Raw genomic sequence first — 2,245 nt, forward strand, 5'->3', positions numbered from 1 at the left:
GGGAAACGCGGGCCGCACCCTTCCCGGCCCCGCAATTACTGCGCAGCCGTCCCCATCGTATCCCCCTGGCGGGCAAACAGCTCCATCCCCTCCGCCGTCTTTTCCAGCAGGTCGGGAGCCAGCCTGATTCTGCCCGGCTCAAAAAAGCACATCACAGTGGAGCCGCCAAAGGCAAAATACCCCTTCTCCGCTCCTCGGAGAGCGGGAGTTTCCGGAAGGTACGTCTCCTCAATCCGTCCCACGCCGGTGGCCCCTACCTCCAGCATGGCGACCTGCCCCCATAACTCCGACTGGACCAGGGTCAGATTCCTCTTATTGGTCCACAGCCACGCCAGCCGGTGACGCAGGCAGTACGGAGACACGCTCGCCAGCGGACCGCCCAGCTTCTCCCACGGGCCGGGCACGCCGGACACCGGAAAATGAAAACGGTGGTAATCCGTAGGGCACAGGCGGGACAGGACAATGGCGCCTTCCGCATACCGTTCAGCCAGGACCGCGCTCCCCAGCAGACTCGGGAGGTCAAAACTCTGCCCCTTCACAAAAACGCCGCTGATCCGGTCGGCGCGCTCCCAGCCCATGTGCCGGGCATCAGCCGGAAAAACAGCCGTTTCCTCGCCTCCGGCCAAGGGACGCGCGCCCGGCTTCAGGCGGCGGTAAAAAAAATCGTTGAAATGCCTGAACTCCGGAATCCCTTGGAGGGACTCCTCCATATTAATGCCGTACTCCTCCACAAACGCGGGAATGGAACGCGCGCTGGCAGGCCGGTTCTTCATCCACCCCAGCAGGGAGGAAAACACGCCGCGCTTGATCAGGACATGCAGGGCCGCCCTGCCCGTGGAAGTACCGTAAATCCATTGCAGGTACTTCTCTCCCAGCACCTGTTCCCGTTCTTCCCTGCCCGTGTAGCGGTTGTAATAGCGTATGCCCTCCATAAAGCGCCTAGAGTGTCGTCCGCCTCCCGTTTTGTCCAGCCGAAAGACGGTTCCCCCGGTTTCCTACTTCCCCAGTGCGTGCTCCAGGCCGTCCTCCTTTCCGGAATCCTTCTTCTCCGCCGCCCGGTCATACCATTCCTGGGCAAGGTCCAAATTCCGGGCAACTCCGTTGCCGTGTTCATAACAGGCGCCCAGCAAGTACTGGGCATCCCTGTCATCCTCATGCGCCGCCTTCCGCAGCCAATGCATGAACAAATCCTCATTCTTCTCCACCATCCCCCCCTCCCGGTACTCCAGCGCCAGGGCAAACATGGCTTCCGGTTTTCCCCCGGCCGCCGCGCGCTGCAGCCAGCGAAGGGCCTCGGCATCATCCTTCTCCACACCCAGCCCCTGATGAAAACAATCGTAAAGGTAAAAAGCCGCGTCCCTGTCTCCCGCCTCCGCCTCCTGCTTCAATCCGGGCAACGCCTTGTGAAACCACTCCTCCGCCCGGTCCGGGTCCTTCTCCACGCCGTCCCCCTTCCGGTAAATGCGCCCCAGCCGGAACTGGGAGGCGGGATGGCCTGCCTCCGCCTCCCGGACCAACTTCCGCTTCCATTCCTCCACGGACTTCTTCAGCCTCCCGCTTCTCCACTTCAACGCAGCCAGAAAAACAACCGCCACCAGTACCATCAGAAGAATAGGCGCCCATTCCAGAAAATCATTCAACCAGTCTATGTGCATTTTATCTCTATATTGGATTCCTCCCGCCTTATCCATCACAAACTGTGAACGCGGAAAAAGGCCCCATGCCGCAGGAAACTTACCGGACAACTCTTCCTGTTCTAAAAACAGGCTGTCCGTGCATCATCATGAAACCACCTGAAAGCTATTCACCCGGCGCCTTCGGCACATGAAAGCCTCCTTTAAAAACAATAATCAACAAAGAACCATTTAAATCCATCTATTGAAATGAAAAAACCGCCGTTATTTTAGTATCCGCTATATAACTTCATATTCATCCTGCTCACCCATGAGGGTCAACTGCTGTGCCACAAGGCATGGAAGCTGGAGGTGCCGTTTAATCTACGCACCCGTAAGGGTGCGACAAGCACCGGACAAATGACTAAATACCAATGCCGGGTTTCAATCCACGCACCCGTGAGGGTGCGACCGGAGCGGCATTCAACCAGGAGATGATGCTACTCTGTTTCAATCCACGCACCCGTGAGGGTGCGACAGGATGAGATCAAACCTATATTGTCTTCATACAGTTTCAATCCACGCACCCGTGAGGGTGCGACCCGGTATCTGTACAAGAATTCTGGCGTCAT

General features: G+C 58.0%; 2 protein-coding genes. Both read right to left on the minus strand.

The window, feature by feature from the left end:
• Positions 1-35: 35 nt before the first annotated feature.
• Complete coding sequence (locus tag HHJ06_RS11615; RefSeq protein WP_215429957.1) at positions 36-932, minus strand: phosphatidylserine decarboxylase; 897 nt, start codon at positions 930-932, stop codon at positions 36-38.
• Positions 933-995: 63 nt separating this feature from the next.
• Positions 996-1,655, minus strand: a complete 660-nt coding sequence (locus HHJ06_RS11620) for a tetratricopeptide repeat protein (protein WP_215429958.1) — start codon at positions 1,653-1,655, stop codon at positions 996-998.
• Between the last annotated feature and the right edge of the window lie 590 nt (positions 1,656-2,245).

Origin of the sequence: Akkermansia muciniphila, from assembly GCF_018709685.1 — a bacterium.
Taxonomy (GTDB): domain Bacteria; phylum Verrucomicrobiota; class Verrucomicrobiia; order Verrucomicrobiales; family Akkermansiaceae; genus Akkermansia; species Akkermansia muciniphila_E.

What these genes read in the sequence shown, in the direction of transcription:
- HHJ06_RS11620 (WP_215429958.1), bottom strand. Translation starts at nt 1,655, where the DNA reads ATGCACATAGACTGGTTGAATGATTTTCTGGAATGGGCGCCTATTCTT.
- HHJ06_RS11615 (WP_215429957.1), bottom strand. Translation starts at nt 932, where the DNA reads ATGGAGGGCATACGCTATTACAACCGCTACACGGGCAGGGAAGAACGG.